This is a genomic window from Geomonas azotofigens (assembly GCF_018919395.1).
Lineage (GTDB): Bacteria > Desulfobacterota > Desulfuromonadia > Geobacterales > Geobacteraceae > Geomonas > Geomonas azotofigens.
In genome coordinates this window covers 801,050-824,482 of record NZ_JAHLME010000002.1, presented here as the reverse complement: position 1 = coordinate 824,482, position 23,433 = coordinate 801,050, and the positions used below count along the sequence as shown (strand labels likewise).

Sequence of the window (23,433 nt, the reverse complement as noted above, 5' to 3'; positions counted from 1 at the left end):
CGAGTGTACCAGATACCACGAAAAAACCAGCTTCCCTTAGGGAAACTGGTCCGCGAAACCGTCAGCTGAAGGATCGACCTTATCTGTGCACGCGTTTCCTGCGCCACCAAGTCGCGCCCAGCATCCCGGCAAAGCCGGTGGCCATAAGCAGTGCCGTGGCGGGCTCGGGGGTCGGCCTGGGATCACACTTTACGGAGACGGTCCAGGTCCCTTCGTTGAAATTCCGGCCGAAATCGGCACCGTACATGCCGATGTCGTACGAGCCGTCGGGGGAGTTCTCGGAGTAGACGGTGTACGTGGTGTCGAGCGGGTTGTCGGCCAGCCAGATCCACCAGCCGATGGGGGTGCCGTCAGCTTTGAGGCCGTCGAAGATCTCCAGTTCGGCGAAGCAGCCGTCGCCCAGCTTCATGGTCTGGTAGCCGTCGGACATGATGAAGGAGATCATCTCGGAACTCTGGTTCTCAGCGACGGTGCGATCGCTGTAGCTCAGGGGGTGGTCGGTGAGCAACGAGATGGTGACGTGGTTGGCGGGAGTGTAGACGGTACCTTCGATCCAGTCGAAGGGGAGCCCGACGTACTCGTAATCGTAGAGATGGGCGTGCGAGGATACCGGCAGAAGCAACAGCACCAAAAGCGCGGCGGCGAGAAGCGTGGTCCTCATGTGTGACCTCCTTTGCTGCTGTCAGTCGTGCACCGATACTGCGATTATATTTTTCCAATAAAATTGAAGCAACGGCTAAGGTATTAAACGGCGGTTGCTTCGTCGCTAATAAGAGAGGCCGGGTCTGCGTTAGCGACGCCGGCGAGCGCGACGACGCGGTAGGCGCGGTCGCCGCGCTACCTTGTCAGGTCACCCCCAGATCCTTCAGCGCGAGGCTCGCGGCATGGTAGCCGCACATGCCGTGCACGCCTCCGCCGGGGGGTGTCCCCGAGGAACAGAGGTACACGCCGGGAAGCGGGGTCCGGTACGGTGCCAGCAGTTTGGGGCGGGCCAGGAACTGACGCAGGTCCTGTACGCCGCCGTTGATGTCCCCTCCTATGATGTTGGCGTTGTATTTTTCATACTGCCGGCAGTTGCGGGTGTGGCGCCCGAGGATGAGGTCGCGGAATCCGGGTGCGAAACGCTCGATCTGTGCCTCGATTCTCTCGGTCATGTCGAGGGTGGAGCCGTTGGGGACGTGGCAGTAGGCCCAGGCGACGTGTTTTCCCCGCGGCGCCCGCGAGGGATCCACCAGGGTGGGCTGCGCCACCAGCACGAAGGGGCGCTCGGGGTGGACGCCACGCCATACCTCGGCCTCGCCGGCGGTGACGTCTTCAGCGGTGCCGCCGACATGGACGGTGGCGGAACGCCGGCACTCGGACGAGGTCCAGGGGATGGGGCCAGCCAGGGCCCAGTCGATCTTGAAGACGCCCGGGCCGTAGCGGTAGCGCGAGAGCCTGCGCTGGTACCCGGCCGGCAGGCGTTGACCGGCAATCTCCTCCAACTGGCGCTCGGTGACGTCGAGCATGACGATGCGGGCCGCGGGGAGGTCGGCGAGGCCTTTGACCTGGCACCCGGTGACGATCTCGCCTCCAAGCGTGCGGAGGTAGCTTGCCAGGGCGGCGGCGAGGTTGCGCGAGCCCCCCTTCGCCACCGGCCAGCCGGCGACGTGCCCGAGCGTTCCGAGGATCAGGCCAAAGGCTGAGGTAAGCGGATGTTGCAAGGGGAGAAAGGCGTGGGCGGACATGCCGCAGAAGAGGGCTCGGCCGGGGGCTTCCTTGAATGCGAGCCGGGCGAGCAGGTGCGCGGGGAAGAGCGCCTTTACGCCGAAGAGCGCGGTGGCGACGGGGTGCCGGGGGACGTGCAGCGGCGCCAGCAGGTCCGGGGCGAGGTCGTCCCAGCGCTCGACCAGGGGGTGGAACAGGCGGCGGTAGGATGGGCCGTCCTGTCCCAGGTGGGACGAGGTCTGTTCGAGGTCGCGGAGCAGCAGCGCCGCCTCGCCGTCGGGGAGCGGGTGGGCGAGCTGCACCTCCGGGTAGATCCATTCCAGGCCGTGCTCTGCCAGGGGCAAGGTTTTGAAGAAGGGGGATGCGACGCCCAGGGGGTGGATGGCGGCGCAGACGTCGTGCAGGAAGCCGGGGAGGGTGAGTTCTTCGCTGCGGGTCCCCCCGCCGAAGGTGGCGGCACCCTCGACGACGGTGACCGAGAGACCGGCCCTGGCAAGGGTTATGGCGGCAGCGAGGCCGTTCGGCCCGGACCCCACCACCACGGCATCCATGTCGCTCACCTTTGGCATCCCGGTAACCCCGCGCGAACTGAAATCGAAACACGAGGTCCAAGTCTAACAAACGGAAAACCATTGGCCACGGAGAAAATCTGAGGGAATCTGAGAAAGACGAACCGGAGAAGGACAGAGGCGTGAAACCTTACGTCATCGGAATCTACGGGTTGTGCAGAGATCAGCGGAGGGCGAGGAGGGTCTCGCTGGTGAAGGTCTCGCAGTGGTTGCGGTGGGAACGCATGTGCCATTGCACGGATACGGCCTCGGCGCTGCGCCAGGGAGGCGCCAGGACCTTGCCCTTCCCCTCCAACAGGGCGCGGACGTTGTCGATGCCCCTGCCGGCATAGGGACCGGTGGCAGTCCCGCCCAGCCACCTCTCCTCGGGGATGTCGCTGCTGGTCCAGGAAAAAGGGGAGGCGAACAGGAAGCGGGCGTCCCGCTCGCGGGCGACGCGGTTCATCTCGTAGAGGTGGGCGAGCGGGTAGCCGACCCGGTCCAGCACGTTCAAGGACGAGACTTGTCCGAAGCTCCCCTTGGCGAAGGGAAGCCGCAGGGCATCGGCGACGACGAATTCGACGCGATCGGAGGGGAGAGCGTCCGGCAGGACGATCTCGAAGGTCTCGCGCAGGTTCCCCTCCAGGGGGAGCGAGTACTTGAGTCGGCGTTCGCGGGCCAGGCGGCGGGCGGTCTTGACGAAGCTGAGCGACAGGTCGCAGCCGACGGCGGTCGCACCTGCCGCCGCGAGTTCCAGGACGATCCTCCCAACCGAGCATCCGGCGTCGAGCGCCAAGGTTCCTGCGGTGCCCAAGGCGCCCGCCCAGGCCGCGACCGCGGCGGCATTGCCGGCGTCACCGTGCAGGTCGGCGTAGTGGCTCCAGAGGTAGCGGTTCAAGGTCTCGGCATCCTCGTAACGCCAGTGCCCCTCGTTTTCGGCGCCGGGCAGGAGCAGGGCGACGCCGTCCTCGATGGGGAAGCGGCGCCCGCACCCCGCGCAGCGGAGGCTGCCGTCGATGATGTCGTCCCCGGTTTGCCGATGGGCCGTCAGCTCCAGCCGGTGCTCCTTGGGGAGACAGGTGGGGCAGATGAGATGGGGGAGAAGAAACGTCTTCATGGGCCGCAACGGTATCACATCACGACGGGCGATCAAAGACGCAAACCATTGGCCACGGAGAAAATCTGAGGAAATCTGAGAAGGCCAAAAGGCAAACTGCAAAACCACGCACACGGAGAACGGGAGAAAGAAGCAAAAAAGGGAACAAAAAGGAAGCACCTGTTGAAGATGGGAAGGGTGCCGGCCGCCGCTGTGGTCGGCGGCCGGTTCACATTGGGGTACGTCTACTTGTGGGCGTGACGGATGCCGAGCATCATCCGGCCGGGGCCGGGGACGCCGGTGGGGACGAAGGCGACCTGGTCGCCGGGATGCACTTCGTGGTCCAGCGCGTACGCCTTGTGGTTGACGAATACCGCCTCGATCTTCTCCATGGGAAGACCAAGTTCACGGGCGATGGCCGACGCGGGACACCCCTCCTCGGGAACCGCCACCTCGGCCTGGGACGCAAGACCATGGTCTTTCCTGAAGGTGTGCAGTAGGCCGAACATCCGAACCGTCGTGTTTGCTTTCGATGACATGTCTGACTCCTCTCTTTGGTTGTGACATTGCAGGCGGTGCTTCACCGTTTCATGTTGCAACTGGCTAAGAGTGAGGCATCTGTCCCTGTCTTAAATCGAACGTTTGTTCGGTTAAGACTTTACACCTTTTTGTATGACAAACAAGTGAAAAATGTCGTGAGGACGCGGGAGTGTCACCCGCGACTCCTCATTCACCGGCTGCTGTTCAATGCCAGCAGGAGCAACTCGGCCAGGTGCAGGGGCTTGCGCTGGGTCGCCTGCAGGATCTGGGTGCGACAGCTGAAGCCGTCGGCGACGATGTAGTCGCCCGGCCGGGCCTCCCTGACCACGGGGAGAAGCCCCATCTCGCCGATACGCATCGATATCTCGTACTTCCCTTTCTCGAAACCGAAGGATCCCGCCATGCCGCAACATCCCTGCTGCGGCTCGACCACGGTGAGCCCCATCTGCTTGAACAGTTCGTGCGCAGCCTCCGGATTCAACAACGCCTTCTGGTGACAGTGGGCCTGGTACACGATGGTCCCCGCGAGCTTGGGCGGGGTGAGCCCCTCTCTCTTCATGAATTCCGATACGGTCACGGCGAGGCTGGTGACGCGTTTGCCATCCTCGTGCTGCGGGTAGAACTCGGACAATTCGTCGCGGAATACGGCGGCGCTGCTCGGCTCCAGGATCAGCACCGGGATGCCCTGGCGCACGTAGGGACTCAACAGCTCCACCGCCTTGAGGATCTTCTTCCTGGCATAGTCGAGCATGCCGTAGTCGATGGGGGGACGCACCGCCGGGGGGCGCTCCTTCGGGACGATGACCTGGTAGCCATACCGGGTCAGGAGCTCGAAGGCGGCCTTCAGCGTCTCGGGAAAGAAGCAGTCGTTGAAGATGTCGGGGTAGAGGACGACGCTGGGACCGTCACCGCGGCCGCCGTATTTGCCGCTTTTATACCAGGAGGTGAAGGTCTCGTCGGCGAAGCGCGGCATGCTCCGCTGGGACGCGATGCCGCCCAGCGCCTTGGTGATGCCGGAGAGGACCGGGGTCTGTCCCATGAAGTTGGCGAGTGCCGGCACCTTGGCCCCCAGGGCACCCCAGATCCCGAAGAGCCCCATGGAGTAGGCGGGGAGCGGGCGGAGCCGGCGCCGGTAGTGGTGGTGCAGAAACTCGGCCTTGTAGGTGGCCATGTCGACGTTGACCGGGCAGTCGGTCTTGCACCCCTTGCAGGAGAGGCAGTATTCCAGGGACTCCAGCACCTCCTTGCTGTGCCAGCCGTCGGCCACGAAGTCGCCCCGGAACATCTCGAAAAGGAGATGGGCGCGGCCGCGGGTGGTGTGCTTCTCCTCCAGCGTGGCCAGAAAACTCGGGCACATGAAGGCGTCGTGGGTGCGGCGGCACTTGCCCACCCCGACGCAGCGCAGGATGGCGCGCGGGAAACTGCCGTCGTCGTTGGGGAACCGGAAGCGCGTTTCCGGCTGCCAGGGGTTGTACTCCGGCCCCAGCCGCAGGTTCTGGTCGGGACGGAAGGGCTCCACGACCTTGCCGGGGTTCATCTTCCACTCCGGGTCCCATAATTGCTTGAAGCTGCGGAACGCCTCCAGGAGTTCGGGGCCGTACATCTTTTCCAGGTACATCGCCTTGGACTGGCCGTCGCCGTGCTCGGCGGAGAAGGAGCCGCCGTAGCGGACCACGAGGTCGGTGGCCTTGTCCAGGAAGCTCAGGTAGTTTTGCACCCCCTGGTGGGTGAAGAGGTCGAAGGAGATGCGGCAGTGGATGCAGCCGTCGCCGAAGTGGCCGTAGAGCGAGGCGATCAGGCCGTGCTCTTTGAGCAGGGCGTGGAAATCGCGCAGGTAGGGACCCACCTTGTCCGGGGGGACGGCGGCGTCCTCCCATCCCGGCCACCCAAGCGGCACCCCGGGAACGTTGGCCGTGGCGCCAAGACCCGATTCCCGCACCTCCCAGACCATCTTCTCCTCCTTGCTGTCGGAAAAGAGCTTCATGCTGGGGGCGTCGTTCCGCTTGCCGATCTTCTTCATGGCTTCCCGCGCCTTGTGGTCGGATTCCTCCCTGGTATCGCCGCCGAACTCGGCCAGGAGCCACCCCTTGCCCGGCGGGAGGAGCTCGAGATCCTCGGGGTGCAGTTTCTTCTTCTTCATGAACTTGATGAGGAGCTCGTCCAGCCCCTCCAGGCCGACCGGGCCGAACTCCATGATTGCGCCGATGTCGTCGGCGGCGCTGTAGACGTCGGGGTAGCCCAGCACCAACAGCGTACGCGACGGCGGGCTGTGCACCAGGCGGACGGTCGCTTCCAGCACGGTGACGCAGGTTCCCTCGGTCCCCACCAGGGCCCGCGCCACGTTGAAGCCGTTTTCGGGGAGGAGGTCGTCCAGGTTGAACCCGGAGACGCGGCGCGGGATCCTGGGATAGCGGCGTCGGATCAGCTCGGCGTAGCGATCCCGGATCTCGCGCAGCCCGGCGTAGATCGCGCCGCGCCTCCCGCCGCCGGCGATGATCCGCTCCAGTTCCTCCTCGCTGGTGGGCCCAACCGTCATGCGGACGCCGTCGTAGGTGACCACGTCGAGTTCCAGCACGTTGTCGGCGGTGCGCCCGGCCATGACCGAGTGGATGCCGCAGGAGTTGTTGCCGATCATGCCGCCGAAGGTGTTGTGGTCGTGGGTGGCGGGGTCCGGGCCGTAGGTCAGGTGGAACTTCTCGGTCTCGTCGCGCAACTGGTCCAGGACCACCCCCGGCTGCACCCGGGCGATCCTCTTTTTCGGGTCGATCTCCAGGATGCCGCGCAGGTACTTGGAGTGGTCGATGACCACGGCGACGTTGCAGGTCTGGCCGCACAGGGCGGTGCCGCCGCCGCGCGAGACCACCGGGGCGCCGTGTCCGCGGCAGATCTCCAGGGTCTTGATGACGGCGTCGGTGGTTTTGGGGAGCACCACGCCGATCGGTATCTGCCGGTAGTTGGAGGCGTCGGTCGCGTACAGGGCGCGGCTCGTGCTGTCGAAACGGACCTCGCCATCGACCGCCGTGCGCAGCTCCGCCTCGAGCGCCCGCGCGTTGACCGTCTCGCTTCCCATTCTTTCTTCTTCGCTCATCGCTCCTCCTCTGTGGCGGTCAGATCTGGAACCTCCGGGCCTCGGCCACCCTGAGCGCGAGGCCGTGCCCGGGGCGCTCCAGGTCGGGCGCAAGGGTGCCGTGCCACGGCTCGATGACCCCGTCCAAAAGCATGCGCTCGATGCGGACGTGGTCGTGGAAGTATTCCAGGTGGCGGACGGGCGCCGCGGCGCAGCACAGGTGCAGGTGCAGCGCGGGGGCACAGTGGGACGACATGGGGAGGCCCCAGGCGCCGCACAGGGCCGCGGCCTGCATGAACCCGGTGATCCCGCAGCGTGTGGCGTCGGCCTGGAGCACGTCGACGCAGCCGTCCCGCAAAAGGTCCAGGAAGTAGCGCAGGTTGAAGCCGTACTCGCCCGAGGAGATCTCCATCCCCTCAGGTGCCAGGTCGCGCAGCAGGCGCAGCCCCTCCCGGTCCTGGTGCGGCACCGGCTCCTCGAACCAGGTGACCCCCTGCGCGGCGAACTCAGCGGCCAGGGCGAGCGCCTGCTTGCGGGCATAGCCGCCGTTGGCGTCCACCATGAGCTCGGCTTCGGCCCCGATCGCCTGCCGGGCCGCCCTGACCCTTTCCGGGTCCGCCTTGGCGTCGCGCCCCACCTTCATCTTGACCCGGCCGATCCCCTGGCCGACCCAGCCCGAGAGCTGCCGCTGCAGCTTGTCCACCGGATACGAGGTGAAGCCGCCGCTGCCGTAGACCGGGACCCGTTCGCGCGCCTCGCCCAAAAGGGCGACCAGCGGCACCCCGAGCAGCCGTGCCTTCAGGTCCCACAGGGCGGCGTCCAACGCCGAGACCGCCAGCATGCCGATGCCGTCTTCGCCCAGGTTGCGCAGGGCTCCGGTCAGGACGACCCAGCAGCCGGCGATGTCCAGCGCGTTGCGCCCGCGCAGCAGGTCGCCCAGCTTGTCCTCGATCAAGGTCGCCGCGGCGGGTGAGGCGTAACTGTAGCCGAACCCCTTCTCGCCGCCGCAGAAAAGGTGCACCGCGACCATGACCGTGTCCTCCCAGCGGTAGGTCCCGTCGGACTCGCGCTCCTCGGTGGGGATGCGGTAGCAGTTGACCTCGACCCGTTCCACGATGCCCTGTTTCATGCCGGTTCCTCCCGCGGCAAGGCCGTTTGCAACCGGCGCCGCCGCAAACGCACTTCGCTCTCAGCGCCGCCGCGGCGCCGCGAGCCGCCAGTCGTACTCCGCGTACTCGATGTGGAACGATTCCGGATGTTCCCTGATCTCTCGGGCGGTGTCGGCATCGGTGTAGCCGGCGACGAATACCGCCACGTCGTGGGCCGTCCTCCCCGGATCGTCGAACCACTTGAAGATGCGCGGCAGCACCAGTTTCCTCTCCGCCAGGTCCAGCCGCGCCTCCCGCCCGAGATAGCGCCGCAGCGCCGACGAGAGCTCCGCCTCCAGGGTCGCCGGAGTGAGGACGGTGATCGGCGGGGACGAGGCGGTGGCGGTGTGGACCGCGAACAGGACCCGCGGGTCGCTGGGGCGGATGGAGCGGCGCAGGCGCGGGTCGCCGGGGGGGAAGGGGGGGAGGAGCCATCCCGGCGCCGGGCGGTTGCCGCGCAGGACGCCGTGCAGGATCGCCTCTGCGCTGAACTCCTCCCGGCCGATGCGGCACCCCGCCTTGCGGTAGAACTTGGGGACCTCCTTCACCGACACCCGCGGTTCGAGCGCGAGCACGGCGTGGATCACCACCAGGGCGTGCAGGTTGCACCAGAAGCTCGTCTGCCCGGGGATCTCGCGCACCCCTTCCAGGTCGAAGGCGGCCAGCGATGACAGTGCCTCGGCGAGTTTCTGCCGCATCCCGGCCGCGGCGAGCCCGCTGTAGTCGGGGTGACCCTCCTGGGCGTGATCGCGGGCCACCTCGGCCAGCAGGTCGGCCAGCTCCTCCGGGGTGGCGGCCGCCGCCGGGTGCGGCGCCCCGGGGATGAACAGTTCCGGGCGCTCGGGCCTGCGCCGCTCGTCGGCCTTGGCGTTGGCGAGCGAGGTGGCCGCCACGATGTAGGCCTCGTGGCTGAACGCCTGCGGGAAGTTCCCCAGCTGTTCCCGCCACAGCGGGTCGTACTCCTCCGCCAGGAGATGGAGGTGCCCCCCCACCTGGTTGACCCGCCCCAAGAGGAGGTCCGCCTCCTCGATCTCCCCCTGCTTGGCCAGGTTGGTGATGAGCCACAGCGTGCAGGCGAGGAAGGTGCCGTCGCGCCCGGGGAGACCGTCGTCGGCGCGGTAGCGGTAGAGAAAGCCGTCCTCGGCGAGGTCCATGCGCAACGCTTCCACCGTCGCGAGCATGCGGGGATCGTCGTAGGGGATGAAGTCGCTGATGGACATGAGCAGCGCGCTGCCGTCCAGGGTGTCGCTGTCGTAGCACATGGTGAAGGCCTGCCGGGTGGCGCTCCAGCCGCGCGACAGCACCTCGCTCTCGATCTCGCCGCGCGCCCCCTCCCACCCCTCGCCGGGGGGAAGCCCGAGGTGCCGGGCGATGCGCAGACCGCGGTCCAGGGTCACCCAGCACATGGACTTGGAGTGGACGTAGTGCCTGGGCTCGCCCCGTATCTCCCAGATGCTCCAGTCGGCCTCGCGCCAGTGGTCCCGCGCGAAGTCGCACATGAGGCTAAGCCCCTGCCACATCTCGGGGGCGCTGCCGCGGTCGCGGCTCAGCGCCAGGTGGGCCGCGATCAGGACATGGCCGTAGATGCTGAACTGCTTCTGGGAGGAGGCCTGGTTGCCGATGCGCACCGGCGCGGAGCCGCGGTACCCCTGCAGGTGCGGCAGCTCGTATTCTTCCAGCCTGCCGGTACCGTCCATGCGGTACATCACCTGCAGCTCGTTTCTCCTGCTCTTCAGGATCACCTCCTCCAGCCACCCAAGGTAACTCTGCACCTCGTCGAAGTGACCCACCTCGAAAAGCGCGGTGAGCGCCATGGCGGTGTCGCGCACCCAGGAGTAGCGGTAGTCCCAGTTGCGCATCCCGCCGATCTCCTCGGGGAGCGACGTGGTGGCCGCCGCGGCCATGGTCCCCTGCGGCTCGAAGCAGAGCAGTTTCAGCACCAGGAGGGAGCGGATCACCGGGACCCGGTGCGGACCGAGCTCGTTGAAAAAGCCGGTGCCGCTTTTGTGCAGCCAGTCGCGCCAGAAGGCGAGGGTCTCCACCAGGAGGTGCTCGGCCCTCCCTTCGGAAACCGGATCGGGCTCGCTCGTCCCGAAGTGCAGCCGGAGCACCGCCCGGTCACCCTGGCCCAGGTCCCAGATCCCCTCGGCATCGCCCCCTTTGACCGAGAGCTCGCCGGTGCAGGAGAGGGTGACGCCGGTGTCGCCGCCGCGGGCCACCACGCCGCGTCCGGGATAGGGCACCAGTTCCGGCGTGACGCGGCCGTAGTCGAACCTGGGGGAGAACCGGACCCGGAGCCTGATGCGGCCGCTGTCGACCTTGATCAGGCGCAGCAGCACGAAGTCGCGCAGTCCGTCCTCCCCCTCGGGCTGGGGGAGGGTGAGGAAGTCGGTGAGGGTGCAGCTGCCGCTTCCTGTGCGGAAGCGCGCGGTGAGGACGTTGCTGTCATCGAGATAGGAGTGGGTGGAATCCCATTCCCCTTCAGGGGTGATGGAGAAGGTGCCGCCCCGGTCCCGGTCCAGGAGCGCCGCGAAGACGCTCGGGGAATCGATGTGCGGCAGGCAGAGCCAGTCGATGGCGCCGTCGCGCCCCACCAGCGCCACCGACTGCAGGTTGCCGATTATGCCGTAATCACTGATGCCGTTGCTCATCGCCCCCCCTGGTCCCTCATGTGCGCCCCGGCTGCCGCGGACACATTGGTGCAGTATAACCGAGTGAAATTAAAAATCACAAATTTTACTGCGCGGCGCCGAGGCTCATGTGAGATGGCGAGGCCCGGGGCGGGCCTGGGCCGGAATCCGCCCGGGCCGGAGCTTCCCCCTGCCGCTTCCGGAGGCCTTTTCACATGAGTCCGGGTTTGACTCCCTTCTAATTGCTATTACAGTTGAAGCGTCGGCTTTTCGGTGACATGTCCTTGTGATCTCGGCCCGCCAACCGCGGTGGCCGGGGCGTGACCATGAACGGTACCCTAAACCAGCAGCACGATGACCACCCCTGGCACGAACTCCCGGTGCCGGACGTACTGGCTGCGCTTGGGACCTCCGCCGCCGGGCTCTCCTCCGCGGAGGCCGCCGCCCGGCTCGAGCGCGACGGCCCCAACACCATCCGCGCCGCCGCGGGGAAACCCCTCTACCGCAAACTGTTGGCCGACTTCAGCCACCCCATGGCGCTGCTGCTTTGGGGTGGCGGCGCCATGGCCTGGCTGGGCGGCATGCCACAGCTCGCCATCGCCATCTGGGCCGTCGTCTTCATCAACGCCGTTTTTTCCTTCTGGCAGGAGTTCCGCGCCGAGCAGGCGGTCGCGGCGCTGCAGCGGCTTTTGCCGGCCCAGGCGACGGTCCTGCGGGACGGGGTCGAACGGCAGGTGCCGGCGCGAGAGCTGGTGCCCGGCGACCTGGTCCGGGTGAGCCCCGGGGATCGCATCTCGGCCGACGCGCGGGTCATCGAGGAGTGGGACCTGCGCGTGGACCAGTCCACGCTCTCGGGCGAGGCGCATCCCGCGCGCAAGAGCGCCGACCCGCTCCCCGGGCAGCCCCTTTCCCGCACGGAACTCCCCAACCTCATCTTCGCCGGTACCTCAGCGGTCGCCGGGACCGGCAGCGCGGTCGTCTGCGCCACCGGGATGCGCACCGAGTTCGGCCGCATCGCCCACCTCACCACGGCAACCCCGGAGACCCCGTCGCCGCTGCAGATCGAGATAGACCGGATGACCCGGGTGGTGACCGCGCTGGCGCTGGCGATCGGGACGCTCTTTTTGGTGCTTTCGGTGGGGGTGCTGGGGCGCGAGCCGCACGTTGGCTTCATCTTCGCCGTCGGCATGGTGGTCGCGTTCGTGCCGGAAGGGCTGCTCCCGACGGTCTCCCTGTCCCTGGCCATGGCGGTGCAGCGCATGGCGAAGCAAAACGCCCTGGTCAAAAAACTGTCCTCGGTGGAGGCCCTTGGCTGCTGCACCGTGATCTGCACTGACAAGACCGGGACCCTGACCCAGAACGAGATGACGGTGCGCGAGGTCTGGGTTGACGGCGCCGCGCGGGAGGTCTCCGGGGTGGGGTACGCCCCGACCGGGACCATCGGGGGGGGCAACGCCTCGGCCACCCTGGCACGGTTACTCACCGCGGCGGCTCTGTGCAACGACGCCCGGCTCGTCCAACCCCAGGGGGATGGGGAGCCGTGGCGCATCATCGGCGACCCGACCGAGGGGGCGCTCCTCGTGGCCGCGCGCAAGGGGGGGGTGGACCCGGAGGCGCAGGTGGCCCTCCTCCCCCGGCTGAGGGAAATCCCCTTCGATTCAGAGCGCAAGAGGATGACCAGCGTGCACCGCGAGGGGGAGGGGGAGACGGCCTTCGTGAAGGGGGCGCCGGCCGAGGTGGTGGCCCTTTGCTGCGCGGTCGCCCGGGACGGGAGCACGTCGCCGCTGGATCCCCCCCTGGTGGCCGAGGTGCTCGGGCAGGTGGACGCCTACGCGCGCCAGGGGTACCGCGTGCTCGCGGTCGCCGAGCGCAGGGTGCCGCGGGAGATCCCGGCATACACGGCGGGGGAGGTGGAGCGGGAGCTCACCCTGCTCGGCCTGGTGGCCATGAACGATCCTCCCCGTCCCGAGGTGGCGAGCGCGGTGCGCAAGTGCCACAGCGCCGGGATCAGGGTGGTGATGGTGACCGGTGACTACGGCCTTACCGCCGAGAGCGTGGCCCGGCGCATCGGGGTGCTCGGGCCGGCGGACCCCTGCCTGGTGGTGAGCGGGGCGGAACTCGACGCCATGGATGAACCGGCCCTGGACCGGGTCCTGTCCGGGGAGGTGATCTTCGCCCGCGTCTCCCCCGAGCACAAGCTGCGGGTGGTGAGCGCGCTGCAAAAACGGGGCGAGATCGTGGCGGTCACCGGCGACGGCGTCAACGACGCGCCGGCCCTCAAGAGGGCGGACATCGGCGTCGCCATGGGGCTTGCCGGCACGGACGTCGCCAAGGAGGCGGCCGACATGATCCTTTTGGACGACAACTTCGCCTCCATCGTCAACACCATCGAGGAGGGGCGCGCCGTCTACGCCAACATACGGAAATTCGTCACCTACATCTTCACCAGCAACATGACGGAGGCCTGGCCCTTCATCCTGCAGATAACCCTGAACGTGCCGCTGGCCCTGACCGTGATGCAGGTGCTCGCCATCGACCTCGGGGCCGACATCCTGCCGGCGCTGGCCCTGGGCACGGAGCCGCCGGAGCCGGGGATCATGGAACGGCCGCCGCGCCCCCGCGACGAGCGCCTGGTGAACTGGGCGCTGCTCTCCCGGGCTCTCCTCTGGCTCGGGACGCTGATGGCGCTCTTGTGCCTTGGGGGCTTTTTCCTTTTGTACCGAAGCTACGGTTACACCGACCTGCTGCACCTGCCGCGTCCCGATCTCCTCCCCTACCAGGAGCGCCTCGCCTCCCCCGACGGCGCCGTTTACGTGCTGGCGAGCACCATGTTCTTCGCCGGCGTGATCGGGGCCCAGGCGGGCAACGCCTGGTGCTGCCGCAGCGAGCGACTCTCCGTCCTGCGCATCGGGCTGTTCGCCAACCGCTTCCTCGTGGCCGGCGTCGCGTTCCAGCTTGTTTTCTGTCTCGCCCTGATCTATCTCCCCCCCCTGCAGCGCCTCTTCGAGGTGGCGGCGCTGCCTCCGCGTTTCTGGGGGGTGATCGCCTGCTATCCCGTGCTGCTGTTCCTCGCCGAGGAGGCGCGCAAGTGGTGGCTGCGGCGACGGGAGGCGAAGCGGGGTTCCGGAGGTGCATCATGAAGGTGATAGTGATCGGGTGCGGCAGGCTTGGGGCGGCGCTCGCCGAGGCGCTCGCCGGGCGCGGCATGCGGGTGGCGGTGGTGGACCGCGACGAGGGCGCCTTCGAGCGGCTCCCCCCCTCCTTTGCCGGGAGCCGGGTGGTCGGCATGGGGTTCGACCGGGAGGCGCTGCTGCGCGCCGGGATCGAGAGCGCCGACGCCCTGGCCGCGCTCACCGCCAGCGACGAGGTGAACGCGGTGAGCGCGCGGGCGGCGAGGCTCCTGTTCCGGGTGCCCCGCGTGGTGGCGAGGCTCTACGACCCGGGCAAGGCCGAGTCCTACCGGCGCCTGGGGATCCCCACCATCTCGCACGTGACCTGGGGGGTGGGGCGCATCATCGAGCTCTTGTGCTACTCGCCGGTGGAGCAGGTGCGCAGCCTGGGCGCGGGGGAGGTGGAGCTGGTGCAGGTCGAGCTGCCGCCGCTTCTGGCCGGGCGCGGCGTCCAGGAACTCACCCTGATGGGGGAGATCATGGTGGTCGCCGTCACCAGGCAGGGACGGACCCTCATCCCGACGCCGGGGACGCTGTTCCAGCACGGGGACCAGGTGCACCTGGCCCTGCTCACCTCGTCTTCGGCCCGGCTGAAGCACCTGCTCGGCCTGGTATAAGGAGGGCGCCATGTTCGTGATCATCGTTGGCGGTGGCAAGGTCGGCGCGCACCTGGCGCGGCTTCTGTCCGGGGCGGGAATGCGGGTGCTCCTGGTGGAGGAGCGGCGCGAGCTCTGCCGGGAACTGTCCCGGGAGTTGGACGGGGTGGGGGTGCTGGAGGGGAGCGGCTGCGATCCGGGCGTGCTGGAACGGGCGGGTGTGCGCGAGGCGGACGCGGTGGCGGCGGTCACCGGGACGGACGAGGCGAACCTGGTGGTGGCAAGTCTCGCGCACGCCGAGTTCGGGGTGCGCCGGGTCATCGCGCGGGTGAACGACCCGAAGCACCTCTGGCTGTTCACCCCCAAGCTCGGCGTGGACGTCGCGCTGAACCAGGCGGACATACTCTCCCACCTGATCGCCGAGGAGATGTCGCTGGGGGAGATGATCACCCTTTTGAAGCTCAGGAAGGGGGAGTACTCGCTGGTGGAGGTGAAGGTGCATCCCCGCTCCGGCGCGGCCGGGCGCTCCATCATGGAGCTGGCCCTTCCCGCCGAGAGCGTCATCGCCGCGGTGATCCGGGGGGGGCGGCTGATCGTGCCGCGCGGGAACCTGGTCTTGGAGTCGGGGGACGAGGTGCTGGCGCTGGCGCACGCCCGGGAGATCCCGAAGCTGTCGGCTCTTTTGGGGGGGGCTGAAGGGAGCTAGCCTTGCGCCGGCTGCGCCGGGAGCACCTCGCGCAGCACCCGCGCCACCTCCTTGACGGTGTAGGGCTTGGTGAGCGTGGCGCAAAAGCCGTGTTCCCGGTACTCGGACATCACCGGGTCGTTGGAGTAGCCGCTGGAAACGATGAGGCAGGCCGCCGGGTCCAGCTCCAGGATGCGCCGCGCCGCCTCCTTCCCTCCCATCCCGCCGGGAATGGTCAGGTCCATGATCACGGCGTCGAACCGCTCCCCCTTTTGCCGCGCCGCGCGGTACAACTCCACCGCCTCGCTCCCCTCGCAGCAGGTGGTCGGGGTGTAGCCCAACTGCTCGAGCATGGCGCCGGTGAGGTCCCGGATCAGCTCCTCGTCGTCCATCACCACCACGCTGCCCCCCCCGGCGGGGACGTGCCCGGTATCCCGCTCCTTGGCGAGTTCGGCGGCGCTCTGGCCGAGCGAGGGGAGGTAGATGGTGAAGGTGGTCCCCCGCCCGGGGGTCGAGTCGGCCAGGATCACGCCGCCATGCCTGGTCACGATGGAGTGGGTCGAGGCGAGCCCGAGGCCGGTGCCGCTGGTCTTGGTGGTGAAGTAGGGGTCGAAGATCTTCTTCAGATCGCCCTCGGCGATGCCGCACCCCTCGTCCCTGAAGTCGAGCCGCACGTAGTGCCCCGGCGCGAGCCCGAGCCGGTTCTGCGGTGCCATGACCTCGTTTCTCCCGGTGATGGTCAGCGTGCCGCCGCCGGGCATGGCGTGCACCGCGTTGATGATGATGTTGTTGAAGGCCTGGTTCATCTGCCCTTCGTCCGCCTCGACGATGTCGAGCGTGTCCGCTATCTCGATCCTCCCCTTGACGTTGGTGCCCCGCAGCACCAGGGAGAGCGACTCCCCGGCCAGCTGCTTCACCGAGAAGACCTTCTTGATGGGCTGGCCGCCGCGGGCGAAGGTGAGGAGCTGCCCCGCCAGCTCCGCCGCCCGCTGGCAGGCCTTTTCCGCCTTGCCCAGCGGTCCCTTGGCCTTGTGCTCCTTTTCCAGCACCATCTGGGCGAAGCTAATGTTGCCGACGATGCCGGTCAGGATGTTGTTGAAGTCGTGGGCGATGCCGCCGGCCAGGACCCCCAGGCTCTCCAGTTTCTGCATGTTGAGCATCTGCGCCTCGATGCGCTTGTTCTCGCGGTCGAGACGCTTCTCCTCGGTGATATCCTGCACCATCACCAAAAGGTGCGCCCTCTCCTCGACCTGGAACCGGGCCATGTAGCAGCGCAGGGTAAGGGCCTTGCCGAACGTGGAGTGCAGCTCCCGCTCCAGGGTTCGCGGCGTGCCGTCGGAGAGGACCAGCAGCGCCTGTTCCAGCATCCCCCCCTCCCCATGCCATGAGGAGAGCTCCCTGAAGTTCTGCCGCAGCATTTCGGTCACGCTGCCGCCGGTGATCTCGGCAGCGGCCTGGTTGGCCCGGATGCAGGTGCCGGTCTCCCCGTCGAAAACGACGATCCCCATCGGGGACTGGGCCAGGAGCGTCTCGACCAGCATGAGCGCCTTGCCGCGCGCCTGCTCCGCCTCGATCCGGTCGGTGATGTCGGAGATGATCCCCACCAGGGCCCGCAGCGTCCCGTCCGGCGCCTCGAGCCTTCGGCCGGAAAGGTAGCCCCAGAAGTGCCCCTCCTTGCCGCACAGGTAGTGGCGCTCGGTGGAGGTCCCCTTCACCTCGCCGGACATGAGACGGCGCATCAGTTCGGTGCCGGTCTCCTGTTGGTCCGGGTGCAGGTGACTCGTATAGCTTGAGCCCACCAGTTCGTCCATGGTGCAGCCGAACATCTCGGCCATGCGGTTGTTGGCGAAGCGGATGATCCCCTGCGGGTCGACCATGATGATGCCGGCCTGCGAGGTCTCGAAGGTCACCCTGAGCTGCTCCTCGCTCTCCTTGAGCGCCTTTTCGGCGGCCATCCGCTCACCGACCTCCGCCTTGAGGGTCGCGTTCAACTGCCGGAACTTCATCACGATGGCGCACAGGATGGCGATGACCGCGGTGCTGAGCAGCAACGCGCCCAGAAGGAGGCCGTAGCTCCCGCGGGGCCCCGGATCGTAGATGATGCCGGAGGGATCGAAGCCTTCGGGAAGCATCCCCATGCTGGCGAAGGTGTCGGCGATGTGGCGCCAGCGGGTGGGGCTTTGGTAACCGAGCTCGACCAGGGTGGGCTGGATCAGCCCCTCCATCTGGTTCGCCTCGAAGAGGAGCCAGGCGCGGCTGCGTTCCCGGGAGTACTTGGCCAGGATGAGGTCGGCGATCTCCTCCTTGTGGGTGAGGGCGTAGCGCCACCCCTTGAGGGTCGCCTCCCGGAAGGACTTCACCAGCGCGGGACGGGAGGCGATGTTGGCGCGGGTGGTGAAGAAGTTGTCGCCGTAGAAGTCGATGCCGTAGGTGAGCGGGGAGAAGACCAGGTACGGTTCGCCCGCCTGCTCCAGGATGTAGGGCTCGTTGAAGCTGTAGGCCATCATCACGTCGGCCTTGCCGGCTATGAGGTCGCGGGCGTCGCCGCGGTGCTCCACCTTGACGATGTCCTTCTCCTCGATGCCGTTGTTCTTGAGCAGGGTAAGCATGTCGCCGTGCTGGTTGGAGTACATGAAGCGGCGACCCTTCATGTCGGCCACCGTGTGGATGCCGGTCTTGCGCGGGGTGAGCAGGATGGCGGGGGAGTGCTGGAAGATCTGGCCGAGCACGACGAGGTCGTCGCCGTGGGCGCGGTGCAGCAAAAGCGCGGAGGTCCCCACCCCGAAGTCGGCGCGCCCCGAGGTGACCGCGTCCTCGACCTCGACGTCGGGGCCCCCCTCGCGGATGGTGACGTCGAGCCCGGCTTCCCGGTAGTACCCCTTGTCCAGCGCGGCGTAATAGCCGGCGAACTGGAAGTGGTGCAGCCACTTGAGCTGGAGGGTGGCGCGTTCGAGCGCGAGGGCTGGGTGCGCGAGCGCGAGCAACAGGGACAGCGCGAGCAGGACGCTCCACCCCGTGCGCGTGGCTCGTTGGGCAGGTTTCATGGTGCGTTCCTCGTCAGCGGTGCGGCGGCGCGTGGGCGCGGGGTCACGGTGTGTTGCAGTAGTCGGCCAGGTAGCCGCGGATGCGGTCCAGGTCGTCCTGGTCCTGGTCGGGCTCCTCGCGCATCAGCTCCATCAACAAGGCGATGCAGCCGCTGCCGTCGACGTCGTGGTCCACGAACTTGACGCCGAGCAGCTCGCGGTCGCCGTGCACCACCTCGGTCCAGATCTGCAGGGGGGGGCGTGGGTCGGGGTCGGGGTCGAGATGGATGCGCAGCAGGCACCCGGTCCCTCCGGAAAGTGCCGCTGCGTCGCGCAGGTGGAGCAGCGCCCCGTTGAACGAGATGTTCTCCAGGACGCCGGTGAGGCACTCGCCGTGGTGCACCAGTTCCACCTTTTTCGAGGAGGGGGCACGATAAAACTGTCGCAGCTCTGTCATAGGGTGCTGACCTTTGCCAAACAGGATGAAGTGTTCAGTTTCATCATCGGAAAGAACCTTCCCGCCCTTGAGAACTTTTCGCAAGAAGCTTGTACGCCACACTGTGAGACCTGCGCGTGAGGCAATCACCTCGTCGAGCGTTAGTATTATGCCATGATATGAAAGTTTTTCGCTATGGTTTTGTCTTACAAAACGCCAGGAGATGGTGGTGTCAGCCCCCCTCTCTTCTTGAGTGGCGGTTGATTAAGAACTGCCGCGATAGTGCTTGAATCTGGCTGGCCCTTCTTGTATAAGTACCCTGGCCTGTCTATCTCTCCCACAGTGAGCCGGGCTCCCCATTTTTACCCACCTTACCGTCCGGTGTACCGACCGCGGACGACGCTTTTAACCGAAACTGTTTGATTGACCGCCCTGCCAACTGGAGCACCGTCGATGGGATACGCCGAGGCAAGAGAGCACCAGCAGCCACCCTCCCTTCTGTGGGGGGCGGCCTTTTCGCTGCTGCTCTGCGCGCTGGTCCGGCTGGAGCTCCTGTCGATGTCGCTGCTTGGCGGCTACCTGCTGCTGAGCTTGTGCGCCTTTCTCCTTTACGCGGCGGACAAGCATGCCGCGCTGCGCGGGGGACGCAGGATCCGGGAGCGGACCCTGCACCTGGCGGGGCTCTTGGGAGGGTGGCCGGGCGCGGTCCTGGCGCAGCACCTGCTGCACCACAAGTCGCGCAAGCGCTCCTTCCAGCTCGCCTTCCGGCTCACCGCGCTGGCCAACTCGGCGGCGCTCGCCCTCTACGCCTGGGGGCGCCCGGGGGGGTAAGGGCGGCGAACGCCGCGGTCGGTCCGGGCGCCGGGCGCGGCCCCCTGCCGTTTCACTTTAATGCAATGAAGATCGTGGAGGGATGGTGTCAGGTTCGGATCAGCAAGCGATGGAATACGGGATGTTCTCCTACCCGGCGCGGGGGGAGCAGCGGTCGCTGTACCAGGAACTGGTGCTGGTGAACCGGACCCTCAAGCAGAAGGTCGAGGAGCTGAACCGCGCCCAGCAGCGGCTCATGGAATACCGCAAAGTCTTCGAGTGCACCCGCGACCTCATCTACGTCTTCGATCGCGATTACCGTTACCTCATGGCCAACGAGGCCTACCGCGAGTGCCGCAAAAGCCGGTTCCCGGACCTGATCGGACGCACCCTCCCCGAGGTGATCGGGGCGGAGACCTTCGCCCGGGTCAAGCCGCACATCGACGCCTGCTTCGCCGGCAACGAGCTGAGTTACGAGGACAGCCACCACTACGTCGACAAGGGAAGGCGCGACCTCCTGGTCACCTTCTCCCCCATCTTCGACGGCGACCGCGTCGAGCGGGTCGCCTGCCTCATCAAGGACATCAGCGAGCGCAAACTCTTGGAGGAGCAGCTGCGGCAGTCGCAGAAAATGGAGGCGATCGGCACCCTGGCCGGCGGCATCGCCCACGACTTCAACAACATCCTCACCGTGATCGCGGGCTACGCCTCGCTGATCCAGATCAACGGTGAGCAAAACGAAGCCGCGGCCATGGCGGAGGAGATACTGTTCTCGGTGGAGCGGGCCGCGGAGATGACCCGGAGCCTTTTGGCCTTCAGCCGCAAGCAGGAGGTGCACCTGGAGACGGTGGACCTGAACCAGCTGGTGGCGGAGCTGCACAAGAGCCTGTCGCGGCTGATCAGCGAGGAGATCGAGCTCGTGGTGCACATCTCCGGGGCCGAGCTCTGCTGCGTGGCCGACCGGGGGCAGCTGGAGCAGGTGCTGATCAACCTCGCCGTCAACGCCCGCGACGCCATGCCCGGAGGGGGGATCCTCGATATCTCGACCGGGACCGCGGACCTTGAGGAGGAGGAAATCGCCGCCGGCCGCTACGCCGTGATCACCGTCTCCGACAACGGCACCGGGATGGAAAAGGAGGTGCAGGAGCGGGTCTTCGAGCCCTTCTTCACCACCAAGGAGGTGGGGAAGGGGACCGGCCTCGGACTCTCCTCCAGCTACGGCATCATCAAGATGCACAACGGGGCGATCCGCATGCAGAGCGAGCCGGGGACCGGCACCACCTTCCGCATCTACCTCCCCCTGGCCGCCGGGCGCCCAAGCGGTGAGCGCGGGGAGAGCGAGGGGGGCTTGAGCGCGGGGAGCGGCACCGTGCTCCTGGCCGAGGACGAAGAGAACGTGCGCGACATGACCCGGGTGCTCCTGGAGCGCCACGGCTACCGCGTGATCACCGCCCGCAACGGCCACGAGGCCCTGGAGCTGTACCGGGAAAACCAGCAGAGCGTGCAGGTGCTGTTAAGCGACGTGATCATGCCGCGCATGAACGGCAGGGAGCTCAGCGAGCATGTGCGGCAGCTGGCGCCGGAACTCCCGGTCATCTTCATGAGCGGTTATCCCGCCGACGTCATGTCCGAGCGGGGCCTTTGCGGCGGCGGCGCCTACCTGCAGAAGCCGGTCAAGCCCGAGGAGCTGCTCGGGACGCTGCGTAAGGCCCTGTCTCTGGCGGGGCAGGCGCCGTCGGCATGATGCCGCGCCGCCCTCCCGGGCCCGGCTTCCCCCTGCCGCTTCCCCGGTCGTGGTTTTTCCGGCCCCTTGAGCTAGGGCCTCCGCTCGGGCTTCCGCCACCTTCGACACGGTAGAGAATTGGCTCAACTTCCCTTTATACTGTCTTAAAAATCGTCCCCACTGTCATTACTCCTGACGACGCGGCTTCCTCCCCATGTTGCATCAATCAATTCAGGCGCTACACTCAATACGGTTTCGCGTCGCCAGTCACCAATCCGACCAATTTAAAGGTTAATTCCTTTTCATTTCTTTTACACATACACTTTCTTTCGAAAATTGACTTCCGTCAAATATTTTCCCCGGCGTTTCGTGCATGAATGGGGCGCGTTTTGGCCGTCCACAGCAGGCTGCAATCGGCGTAATGGGCCGGAAATCCATACACTACAAGAGGAGGAAAACGATGCTCAAGAAGAATGTGGCTGTTACCGCTGCAATTGCCGGGGCGATCGCGCTGTTGTCGATCCCCGCCCTGACCACGGCGGCCAAAAGCAAGCCGGTGCAGGTCGCCAACGACGGCAGGGCCAAGTGCTACGACTGTCACGACGAGGTGAAGGCGCTCAAGGAGGGGTCCAAGCACGCCAAGCTCTCCTGCAAGGTGTGCCACGACAAGCTGGACGCCCACATGAGCGATCCGGAGAAGAACAAGCCGGTCACCGTGATCGACCAGGCGCTGTGCGGCAAGTGCCACAAGGCGCAGTACGACAGCTTCTTCGAGGTGAACTACGAGGCGGCCGCCAGGAAGGAGAAGGGGACCCCGACCGGGCGTTCGCCGATGCAGGACAAGCTCCTCGCCGGGCACGGCTTCACCTTCGAGCACGATGAGCCGCGCGGCCACGCCTTCATGGTCATCGACCAGTTCGCGGTGGACCGCTTCCAGGGCGGCCGCTTCCAGTACAAGAAAGGGTGGCAGGGGGTCACCTCCACCGGCAAGACCTGGGACGTCTTGACCGACACCGGCAAGAAGCTCCCGGAAACCGCCATGGCCGGCAACCCGACCTGCATCCAGTGCAAGACCTCCGACCACCTCCTGAAATGGAAGTTCATGGGTGACAAGGATCCCAAGGCGAAGTGGGACCGCACCTCCAACATCGTCGACGTGGCCAAGGACACCAACAACCCGCTTGGCTGCGTGCACTGCCACGACCCGCACGGCACCCAGCCGCGCGTGGTGCGCGACGCGCTGATCCAGGCCATCGAGCGTGACCCCAAGGGGAACATCTTCGCCAAAAACGGCGCCACCGACCTCAAGGTGATCGACTTCCGCGGCTTCAGGAAGATCGGCATCATGCAGAAGACCGACTCCAGGATGATGTGCGCCCAGTGCCACGTGGAGTACAACTGCAACGCGGGGACCCAGTGGAGCGACGGCAAGCCGGTGAAGTACGACGACCTGCGCACCAACCACTTCCCGCTCAAGAACTCGCTGCAGCTTTTAAAGCACTACCAGGATCTCAACTTCTTCGACTTCAAGCACGCCGTGACCGGCGCGCGCCTGATCAAGTTCCAGCACCCGGAAGCCGAGACCTACGCGGGGAGCGTCCACGACAAGGCGGGCGTGCAGTGCCACCAGTGCCACATGCCGCAGAAGAAGGACAAAAACGGCAAGAAGTTCTCCTCGCACGGCGTGATCCGTCCCAAGAACCACGTCAAGGAGGCCTGCCTTTCCTGCCACCCGAAGGACAGCGTGGCCAAGAAGAGCTACGAGATCGACGCCGCGCAGAACTACGTGAAGGGCAAGATGCGCAAGGCCGAGTACTGGCTCGGGCAGCTGATCGACACCTATGCCGCGGCGCAGCGCATGGGGGTCGCCCCGACCGTCCTGGACGAGGCGCGCGCGAAACATGAAGAGGCGCACGTCCTCTGGGAATACTGGACCGCCGAGAACTCGGACGGCTTCCACAACCCCGACCTGGCGCGCGAGTCCCTGACCGGCTCCATCGCCGCCTCCAAGGCGGGCGTCAAGATCCTCAACGACGCCATGGCGGTAGCCAAGAAGGACGAGCCCAAGAAGTAACGGACGGACCGTAACCGCTGCAAACAAGAAAGCCCCGCCTCCGCATGGAGACGGGGCTTTCTTTGTTCGCGGGCACAGTCAGGGAGCTTCTTTGTCGGGCACGGCCGGCTGGGGCACTGACAAAAGCGGCCCTCGGTACTGACATTAAAATAAAATAATCCAGTTAACGTAAACGGGATT

The 23,433-nt window shown here is 66.7% G+C and carries 15 protein-coding genes; 6 read left to right on the top strand and 9 right to left on the bottom strand.

Features of this window, described 5'->3' with window-relative positions:
* Window positions 1-79: 79 nt before the first annotated feature.
* The 7 genes from KOL99_RS08580 to KOL99_RS08550 form a co-directional block, all read right to left on the bottom strand.
* Window positions 80-661, bottom strand: a complete 582-nt coding sequence (locus KOL99_RS08580) for a PEP-CTERM sorting domain-containing protein (protein WP_216510041.1) — start codon at window positions 659-661, stop codon at window positions 80-82.
* 184 nt (window positions 662-845) lie between these two features.
* Entirely contained in the window at window positions 846-2,276 is a 1,431-nt protein-coding gene (locus KOL99_RS08575; protein WP_216510040.1) for a phytoene desaturase family protein, read from the bottom strand.
* A 163-nt stretch (window positions 2,277-2,439) separates the two neighbouring features.
* Window positions 2,440-3,372: a methyltransferase domain-containing protein gene (locus KOL99_RS08570; RefSeq protein WP_216510039.1), complete on the bottom strand. Its 933-nt coding sequence runs from the start codon at window positions 3,370-3,372 to the stop codon at window positions 2,440-2,442.
* 224 nt (window positions 3,373-3,596) lie between these two features.
* The gene (locus KOL99_RS08565; RefSeq protein WP_216510038.1) at window positions 3,597-3,890 is read right to left on the bottom strand and encodes a MoaD/ThiS family protein; all 294 of its coding nucleotides are present in this window, start codon (window positions 3,888-3,890) and stop codon (window positions 3,597-3,599) included.
* 191 nt (window positions 3,891-4,081) lie between these two features.
* Window positions 4,082-6,979 (bottom strand): FAD-binding and (Fe-S)-binding domain-containing protein, encoded by a 2,898-nt coding sequence (locus KOL99_RS08560; RefSeq protein WP_216510037.1) that lies wholly within the window; start codon window positions 6,977-6,979, stop codon window positions 4,082-4,084.
* Window positions 6,980-6,998: 19 nt separating this feature from the next.
* Window positions 6,999-8,087, bottom strand: coding sequence for an enolase C-terminal domain-like protein (locus KOL99_RS08555; protein WP_216510036.1), 1,089 nt, complete (start codon window positions 8,085-8,087; stop codon window positions 6,999-7,001).
* A 60-nt stretch (window positions 8,088-8,147) separates the two neighbouring features.
* Window positions 8,148-10,757: a glycoside hydrolase family 15 protein gene (locus KOL99_RS08550; protein WP_216510035.1), complete on the bottom strand. Its 2,610-nt coding sequence runs from the start codon at window positions 10,755-10,757 to the stop codon at window positions 8,148-8,150.
* Between the two features lie 305 nt (window positions 10,758-11,062).
* Between KOL99_RS08550 and KOL99_RS08545 the strand changes: the two genes are divergently transcribed.
* From KOL99_RS08545 to KOL99_RS08535, 3 genes are read left to right on the top strand one after another with little or no spacing between them, the layout of a single operon-like run.
* The gene (locus KOL99_RS08545) at window positions 11,063-13,876 is read left to right on the top strand and encodes a cation-translocating P-type ATPase (RefSeq protein ID WP_216510034.1); all 2,814 of its coding nucleotides are present in this window, start codon (window positions 11,063-11,065) and stop codon (window positions 13,874-13,876) included.
* Entirely contained in the window at window positions 13,873-14,523 is a 651-nt protein-coding gene (locus KOL99_RS08540; RefSeq protein WP_216510033.1) for a potassium channel family protein, read from the top strand. The genes KOL99_RS08545 and KOL99_RS08540 overlap by 4 nt, the downstream gene beginning before the upstream one ends.
* Before the next feature lie 10 nt (window positions 14,524-14,533).
* Window positions 14,534-15,208: a potassium channel family protein gene (locus KOL99_RS08535; protein WP_216510032.1), complete on the top strand. Its 675-nt coding sequence runs from the start codon at window positions 14,534-14,536 to the stop codon at window positions 15,206-15,208.
* Here KOL99_RS08535 and KOL99_RS08530 read toward each other — a convergent pair.
* Together KOL99_RS08530 and KOL99_RS08525 are read right to left on the bottom strand one after the other, a co-directional pair.
* Window positions 15,205-18,231 carry an ABC transporter substrate-binding protein gene (locus KOL99_RS08530; RefSeq protein ID WP_216510031.1) on the bottom strand — a complete coding sequence of 1,009 codons (3,027 nt, stop codon included), beginning with the start codon at window positions 18,229-18,231 and terminating at the stop codon, window positions 15,205-15,207. The genes KOL99_RS08535 and KOL99_RS08530 overlap by 4 nt on opposite strands.
* Window positions 18,232-18,274: 43 nt before the next feature.
* Window positions 18,275-18,667 (bottom strand): PilZ domain-containing protein, encoded by a 393-nt coding sequence (locus KOL99_RS08525; RefSeq protein WP_216510030.1) that lies wholly within the window; start codon window positions 18,665-18,667, stop codon window positions 18,275-18,277.
* Between the two features lie 432 nt (window positions 18,668-19,099).
* Between KOL99_RS08525 and KOL99_RS08520 the strand changes: the two genes are divergently transcribed.
* From KOL99_RS08520 to KOL99_RS08510, 3 genes are all read left to right on the top strand, one after another.
* On the top strand, window positions 19,100-19,477 hold the full coding sequence (locus tag KOL99_RS08520) for a DUF1294 domain-containing protein (protein WP_216510029.1): 378 nt from the start codon (window positions 19,100-19,102) through the stop codon (window positions 19,475-19,477).
* An 85-nt stretch (window positions 19,478-19,562) separates the two neighbouring features.
* Window positions 19,563-21,200: an ATP-binding protein gene (locus KOL99_RS08515; RefSeq protein WP_328760022.1), complete on the top strand. Its 1,638-nt coding sequence runs from the start codon at window positions 19,563-19,565 to the stop codon at window positions 21,198-21,200.
* A gap of 439 nt (window positions 21,201-21,639) precedes the next feature.
* The gene (locus KOL99_RS08510; RefSeq protein WP_216510027.1) at window positions 21,640-23,253 is read left to right on the top strand and encodes an ammonia-forming cytochrome c nitrite reductase subunit c552; all 1,614 of its coding nucleotides are present in this window, start codon (window positions 21,640-21,642) and stop codon (window positions 23,251-23,253) included.
* Window positions 23,254-23,433 lie beyond the last annotated feature (180 nt).